The 6796-nt window shown below is 75.9% G+C and carries 9 protein-coding genes; 2 read left to right on the top strand and 7 right to left on the bottom strand.

The features are described from left to right. The 5 genes from E4P40_RS25315 to E4P40_RS25295 all read right to left on the bottom strand — a co-directional run. A partial coding sequence (locus E4P40_RS25315; RefSeq protein WP_167762371.1) for a methyltransferase occupies nucleotides 1-436 on the bottom strand: 436 nt, incomplete at its 3' end. Nucleotides 437-535: 99 nt separating this feature from the next. Then, the gene (gene recN / locus E4P40_RS25310; RefSeq protein ID WP_245160576.1) at nucleotides 536-2290 is read right to left on the bottom strand and encodes a DNA repair protein RecN; all 1755 of its coding nucleotides are present in this window, start codon (nucleotides 2288-2290) and stop codon (nucleotides 536-538) included. Nucleotides 2291-2303: 13 nt separating this feature from the next. Beyond that, on the bottom strand, nucleotides 2304-3380 hold the full coding sequence (locus tag E4P40_RS25305) for an NAD kinase (protein WP_135161094.1): 1077 nt from the start codon (nucleotides 3378-3380) through the stop codon (nucleotides 2304-2306). Beyond that, a complete protein-coding gene (locus E4P40_RS25300; RefSeq protein ID WP_135161093.1) occupies nucleotides 3377-4174 on the bottom strand; it encodes a TlyA family RNA methyltransferase in 798 nt (265 codons plus the stop codon). The genes E4P40_RS25305 and E4P40_RS25300 overlap by 4 nt, the downstream gene beginning before the upstream one ends. Then, on the bottom strand, nucleotides 4174-4338 hold the full coding sequence (locus E4P40_RS25295; protein ID WP_209305511.1) for a hypothetical protein: 165 nt from the start codon (nucleotides 4336-4338) through the stop codon (nucleotides 4174-4176). The genes E4P40_RS25300 and E4P40_RS25295 overlap by 1 nt, the downstream gene beginning before the upstream one ends. 241 nt (nucleotides 4339-4579) lie before the next feature. Between E4P40_RS25295 and E4P40_RS25290 the strand changes: the two genes are divergently transcribed. After that, entirely contained in the window at nucleotides 4580-4918 is a 339-nt protein-coding gene (locus tag E4P40_RS25290) for an SCP2 sterol-binding domain-containing protein (RefSeq protein WP_135161091.1), read from the top strand. Here the strand turns inward: E4P40_RS25290 and E4P40_RS25285 are convergent. Both E4P40_RS25285 and E4P40_RS25280 read right to left on the bottom strand, forming a co-directional pair. Continuing rightward, on the bottom strand, nucleotides 4915-5979 hold the full coding sequence (locus E4P40_RS25285; protein ID WP_135161090.1) for an HAD-IIA family hydrolase: 1065 nt from the start codon (nucleotides 5977-5979) through the stop codon (nucleotides 4915-4917). The two genes, E4P40_RS25290 and E4P40_RS25285, sit on opposite strands and share 4 nt — an antisense overlap. Then, a complete protein-coding gene (locus tag E4P40_RS25280; protein WP_135161089.1) occupies nucleotides 5976-6371 on the bottom strand; it encodes a tetratricopeptide repeat protein in 396 nt (131 codons plus the stop codon). The genes E4P40_RS25285 and E4P40_RS25280 overlap by 4 nt, the downstream gene beginning before the upstream one ends. A 107-nt stretch (nucleotides 6372-6478) precedes the next feature. Here E4P40_RS25280 and E4P40_RS25275 point away from each other — a divergent pair. Continuing rightward, nucleotides 6479-6796: DUF1015 family protein (locus tag E4P40_RS25275; RefSeq protein ID WP_135161088.1), on the top strand; the 318-nt coding region annotated here is incomplete at its 3' end.

Genomic DNA, 6796 nt, shown 5'->3' with positions numbered 1-6796 from the left:
CGTCGTCGTAGCCGGCCTTCAGCAGCTGCAGCACGAGGTCGTTGCCGCGGACGCCGCCCCAGAGTTCCGGCATGAGGATGTCGCGGTCGGGCGCCGGGATGTACGGCGGGTTGGAGATGACCGTGGTGACCGGCGGCCCGCCGGCCTCGTCGGCCTGGTCGAAGAAGTCGCCGTGCTCGACGGTGTACCGGTCGGCGATTCCCTGCGCGGCGATGTTGGCGCGGGCCGCCTCGACCGAGGAGGCGCTGATGTCGAAGCTCCGCACGCGCAGCTCGGGCAGCGAGCGGACGACGTCGGAGATGGCTGTGGCGTCACCGGTGCCGAGCTCGACGACGCCGTTCTCCTCCCAGCGCAGCTGCGAGCGGTAGTGCTCGAGCAGCATGCACACCGAGAAGCCGTAGTGCGCCGACTCGTCGGCCGAGGAGAAGCACGTCATCGCCCATGCCTACCCCGCGACCGGATTGGGCACGCCCGTTCTCACCCGTCCGTGGCGTGTGCCACACCCGGCTGCCTGACGCCCGCTCACCGGTCCGGGTCAGGCCCGGCCGGCCGCCGCCACGGCCAGCAGCTCGCGGGCGTGGGCCTGTCCTGTGTCGCTGTCGGTCAGGCCGGACAGCATGCGGGCGAGCTCCCGGACGCGGTCCTCCCCGTCGACGGCACGGATGTCGGTGGCGGTGACGCCGGCTCCCGCGTCCGGTGACTTGTCGACGACGAGATGCGTGTCGGCGAAGGCGGCCACCTGGGCGAGGTGCGTGACGACGACGACCTGGTGGTCGCGGGCCAGCCGCGCCAGGCGCCGGCCGATCTCCCCGGCGGCCTGCCCGCCCACGCCGGCGTCCACCTCGTCGAAGACCATGACCGGCACCGGGTCGGCGCCGGCGAAGACGACCTCGATCGCGAGCATGACCCGGGAGAGCTCACCGCCCGAGGCGCCCTTGTGCACCGGCCGGGCGGGGGCACCGGGGTGCGCGGCCAGGAGCAGGGCGACCTCGTCGATGCCGTCGGCGCCCGGGTCGTCGGGGCGGCTGTTGATGGAGAAGGAGACGGTGGCGCTCTTCATCGCCAGTCCGGCGAGCTCGGTGCCCACCTCGGCGGCGAAGCCGTCCGCGGCGGCGCGGCGGCCCGCGGAGACCTGCGCGCCGAGCTCGTCGACCTCGGCGCGGGCGGCGTCGCGTGCGACGGCGAGCGCATCGAGGGCCTCGTCGGAGACGTCGAGCTCCGACAGCTTCCGAGCGGCGTCCTCGGCCCAGGCGAGCACGCCCGCGAGGCCTTCACCGGGACCGGCGTACTTGCGCACCAGCGCGGTGATGACCGCGCGCCGGTCCAGCACCTCGGCGAGCCGGCCGGGATCGGCGTCGAGGTCGGCGACGTACCCGGCCAGCTGGCCGGCGACGTCGGACACGACGGCGACGGCGTCCGCGAGGTCCTGCGCCAGGAGGACCAGGGCCGGGTCGTCGGAGGCGGCCAGCGCCCGCTCGGCGATGGCCAGCGCCGCCGTGGCGTCCTGCGGCACCTCCCCCCCGCCGAGGTCCCCGGTCACGTCCCCGACCAGCGCCATGCGCGCCTCGTCGGCGGCGGCCCGCAGCGCGTCAGCGTCGCTGAGCCGCTTGGCCTGGGTGTCGAGCGCGTCGTCCTCACCGGGCTCGGGCCCGACGCCCTCGATCTCCTCCAGCCCGTGCCGCAGGACGTCGGCGGCCTGGGCGAGCTCCCGCGCCTGGCCGCGGCGCCGGTCCAGGTCGGCCGCGAGCTCCCGCCACCGCTGGTAGGCCTCGCGGTAGCGGTCGAGCAGGGCCAGGTGCGCCGCGCCGGCGTAGCGGTCCAGGGCCCGGCGCTGCTCGGCGGGGCGGGACAGCCGGAGCTGGTCGGACTGCCCGTGCACGGCCAGCAGCCCCTCGGCGAGCTCGGCCACGACGCCGACGGGGACGCTGCGGCCGCCGAGGAAGGCCCGCGACCGGCCCTCGGCGCTCACCGTGCGGGCGAGGATCAGGCTGCCGTCGTCGTCCGGGTCGGCGCCGGCGTCCGTCGCGCGCTCCCAGACCGGTGACCCGGCGGGCAGCAGGAGCCGGCCCTCGACGCCGGCTCGGCCGTTGGCCCGCACCCGGCCGGGGTCGGCCCGTCCGCCGAACAGCAGGGTGAGGCCGGTGACGACCATCGTCTTGCCCGCACCGGTCTCGCCGGTCACCACGGTCAGGCCGCTGCCCAGCTCGAGCGTGACGTCGTCGATGGCGCCCAGGCCGCGGATCCGCAGCTCCGTCAGCCGCCCGGGACCCCCGTTCCCGGCGTCGGTCACGGTGGGGGGGCGCTCAGGCGTCGTCGTGCGTGCCGGCACCGGCCACCTCCCCTGCCGCGGCGCGGTCGCCCGACGGATCGACGATGTCGCGGGCCAGCACGTTGCGGCTGGTGTGCAGCTCGTGCCCCATGTCGGGGTGCTGGGCTCCCGTGCGGGCCTCGCGGAAGCCGCGGACGGGCAGCCCGAACTTCGCGACCAGCCGGTCACCGAAGGTCGCCTTGTGCACCCTCGCGATCCGCACGGGGCGGTCCGCGCGGCGGACGTCGACGTGCCCGCCGTCCGGGATCTCCACGACCCGACGCCCGTCGGCGGAGACGCGGGCGCGGTTGCCGTCCGCGGGCGTGGCGACGGTGAGCACCGAGTTCGGGGACGTCACCAGCGGCCGGGAGAACAGCGCGTGCGCGTTGCTCGGCACCAGCAGCAACGCCTCGACGTCGGGCCAGATGACCGGTCCCCCTGCCGAGAACGCGTATGCCGTCGAGCCGGTGGGCGTGGCGCAGAGGACGCCGTCGCAGCCGAAGCTGGTGAGCGGCCGTCCGTCGATGGCGAGCACCACGTCGAGCACCCGCGAGCGTTCCGCCTTCTCCACGGAGACCTCGTTCAGCGCCCAGGTTCCGCCGACGACGGTCCCCGAGCTGTCGAGGACGTCCACCTCCACGGCCAGCCGCTCCTCGACGGAGTACTCGCACCGCTCGATCGCGATGAGGGTCTCCTCGACCGCCTCGGGCTCGGTCTCGGCGAGGAAGCCGACCCGGCCCAGGTTGACCCCCATCAGGGCGGCGTCGGTGTAGCGGGCCAGCTCCGCGGCGCGCAGGAACGTGCCGTCGCCGCCGAAGACCATGACGATCTCCGCGCCCCGCGCGGCGTCGGCGTCGGCGGCCACCACCTCGGCGTCGGCGATGCCCAGGTCGTCCGCCTCGTCGTCGAGCACGCGGACGACGATGCCGCCGGCGTGCAGCCGCGCGGCCGACGTCCGCGCGAGCTCCACGATGTCGCGCCGGCCGGTGTGGACGGCGAGCAGGACGCGGCGGGGCTCCTCCGACGACCCCGCCCCACCCTCCTGGCCGGGGTTCTCGCCTGACTGGGTCACTGGGGCCCCTCCTCGACTGCTCGTCCGACGTCGTCCTCCCGCGGCGGGCCGGCGTCGCGCCGGAGCCACAGGAAGAACTCCACGTTGCCAGCCGGCCCGGGAAGCGGACTCGCCACCACCCCCGCCGTCCCCCAGCCGAGCGACGCCGCAGCCCGCGCGACCCCCAGCACGGCCTGCGCCCGGTGCCCGGGATCGCGGACCACTCCACCGGAACCGAGCCGCTCGCGCCCCACCTCGAACTGTGGCTTGACCATCGGCAGCAGGTCGGCGCCCTCCCGCGCACAGGCGGTCAGCGCCGGCAGCACGAGCCGCAGGGAGATGAACGAGAGGTCGGCGACCACGAGGTCGACCGCCCCGTCGATCGCCTCGGGCGTGAGGGCGCGGACGTTCGTGCGCTCGTGCACCCGCACGCGCTCGTCGGTGCGCAGCGACCAGGCAAGCTCGCCGTAGCCGACGTCCACGGCGACCACCTCGGCGGCGCCCCGGCTGAGGAGCACCTCGGTGAAGCCGCCGGTGGAGGCCCCGGCGTCCAGGGCTCGGCGGCCCTCGACGGGGACGCCGAACGCGTCGAGCGCGCCGATCAGCTTGTGGGCGCCGCGGGAGACCCAGCTCGGCTCGTCGGGGTCGGTGCGCACCACCACCGGGGTGCCGGCCTCGACGCCGGTGGCCGGCTTCGTCGCGGCCTGTCCGGCCACGGCGACGCGCCCCTCGGCGATGAGGGTGACCGCGTGCTCCCGGGAGCGGGCCAGTCCCCGCCGGACGAGCTCCGCGTCGAGCCGGCTGCGACGGGCCATCAGAGCCGGTCGATCGTGCCGAGCTCGCGCTCGAGCCGGGCGTGCTCGGCCTCGAAGACGTCGACGTGCTCGGCGACCGGCCGGCCTTCGAGGTCGGCGAAGGCGTCCTCGGTCCCGGTCGCCGCGTCGTCGGGGTCACTCCGGACGGACGGTTCGGCGGGCACCGGTCCCGGACCGGGCCGTGGCGGACCCGGAACCGGTCGCGACGGCGTCGGCTCGGTCATGGTGCTCGCCTCTCGGAGGGTGGTGGGAACGGGCCGGCGCGCTGGGGCGCCACTCGTCCGAGCCCATTCGGTTCGCTCGCGAGGTTACCGGCCGGGGACGACGGGCACGGGGGTCGGAGCAGGGCGATAGCGTCCCCGCGAACGGCATGAACTCAGTCCCTTGCTCGGGAGGCGCGCCCGCGTGGCGACGATCGATCAGTGCATCAAGTCCCTCGAGGGCATCCTCGGCGACCTCGCGCGCAACCCCGCGGCGGCCGGCCTGGACCGCAGCCTCTCCTGCCGGCTTCCCGACCTGCGCCAGGTCGTGCTCGGCCGGCTGAGCTCGGGAGCGGTGCGGGACCTGCACGTCGTCCCGGACGAGCCGGGGGTGCCGAAGGCCGACATCCGCCTGACGATGAGCAGCGACGACCTCGTCGCACTGACCGAGGGCGACCTCCAGTTCGCCTCGGCCTGGGCCACGGGGCGGGTCAAGCTCGAGGCCGGCCTGCGGGACCTCCTGCGCCTCCGCAAGCTCCTCTAGGGCTCCGTCAGCCCCCAGCGCTGCAGAGCCCCGGCGGCGCGGTCGCCGGCGGCGACGACGCGGACGGGAACGCCCTCGGCGGGATGCCGTGACCAGTGCGCGACGCACAGGGCCCGCAGCCCGTCCAGCCCGTCGTCCGCGTCGTCGTCGACCGAGGTGAGCACGAGGACGTCGTCCCCCTCACCCGGCCGAACCTCCGCGCCCCCGCACCGCCAGGTGCCGTCCCCGGAGCGCACGGACGGATGCGCCGTCAGCAGCCCGGCGGCGTCGGCGGAGAGCAGGTCCGGCCGGTGATCGGGCCGCGCCTCGAGCAGCGTCGCCGGGACCGTCACGCCGGTCAGGACGAGCAGGCTGGCCGCGCCGGCGCGGCGCGCGCCCTCGATGTCGGTGTCGAGCCGGTCGCCGACGACCAGGGGCCGCAGGGCGCCGGTCCGCCGGACGCACTCCGCGTGCATCGCGGGGTCGGGCTTGCCGGTGACCAGCGGCTGCCGGCCGGTGATCGCGCTGACCACCCCGACCATCGCCCCGTTGCCGGGCAGTGGTCCGCGCGGCGACGGGATCGTGGCGTCGGTGTTCGTGGCGACGTGGCGCGCCCCGTTGCGTACTGCGACCACGGCCTCGGCGAGGTGGGCCCAGCCGACCTCGCGCCCGTACCCCTGGACGACGGCGGCCGGGCCGTCCTCGGCCCGCTCCACCACGGTCAGGCCGGCCGCGCGCAGGGCGGCCGTGACACCGGGGCCGCCGACGGGCAGGACGGCCGCACCCGGGCCGAGCAGCTCCGCGACGACGGTTGCGGCGGCCTGCGAGCTGGTGATGACGTCGTCCGCCCCGGCGGGGACGCCCAGCTCGGTCAGGTGGAGGGCGACCTCGTCCGGGGTGCGGGCGGCGTTGTTGGTGACGAAGCCGAGCCGCATGCCGGCGGCTCGCGCGGCCGACAGGGCCTCGGGGACGCCGGGCACCGCGTCCGGACCGACATAGACCACCCCGTCGAGGTCCAGGAGGGCGACGTCGTGGACCGCGCTCGGAGCCTCTGGGCTACCGGCGGCCAGCGGGACCGTCACGCGGACTCCGCCGCCTGCCGGGCGCGCACCCCGCGCAGCGCGCGGGCGTAGTGCCCCAGGTCGGGGCGCATGGCGACGGCCAGCGCCAGGTGCTCGGCGGCCAGGCGTAGCTCGCCGGCCTTGCCCGCGGCCAGGCCGAGGCCGAAATGGGCGTAGTCGTCGGTGGGGTTGAGCGCGGTGAGAGTGGTGAAGGTCGTCATCGCCTCTTCGTATCGGCCGGCGTCGTACTGGGCGCGTCCCAGCGCCTCCAGGATGCTCCGGGACCCGGGTTCGTCTGCGGCCGCCCGTGCGAGCAGCGTCGCCGCGGCCGCCGGATGGCCCTCGCCGAGCAGCTGCAACCCGCGGCGGTACCACTCGTAGACGCCACCCTCGGGCGCGGTCTCCTCCGGCACACGTCCCCCTTCCCCACGGCCCGGTACGGGTGGGCTCGCGGCGTCTTCCTGACCGCGCCTGCCGGGCGCGGCGAGGGCCGGAAGCGCACGCTCCTACGATCGTCGTCGTGATCTCGTCGTCGGAGTCCCGTGCGCCCTCGTCGGCGCCGGGGCTCGAGGTCCGGCCCTTCCGGGCGCTGACCTACCGGCAGCGGGATCCCGAGCACCTCGCCCGGGTGAGCTCGCCAGCCTACGACCTGGTGACGCCGAACGGCCGTGCCCGCCTGGTCGACGCCGATCCGAACAACATCGTGCGCCTCATCCTTCCCCTCGTCGACCGTTCGCCGTCGGGATCCGCGCCCTCGACGGCCGTCGGGTCCGCCGAGCTGGCCGCCGAGACCCTTGCGAACTGGATCCGCGACGGGATCCTGGAGCGGGACGCCGCG

This window comes from Blastococcus sp. CT_GayMR20 (assembly GCF_004570345.1).
This window is presented reverse-complemented; position numbering and strand designations above follow the sequence as displayed.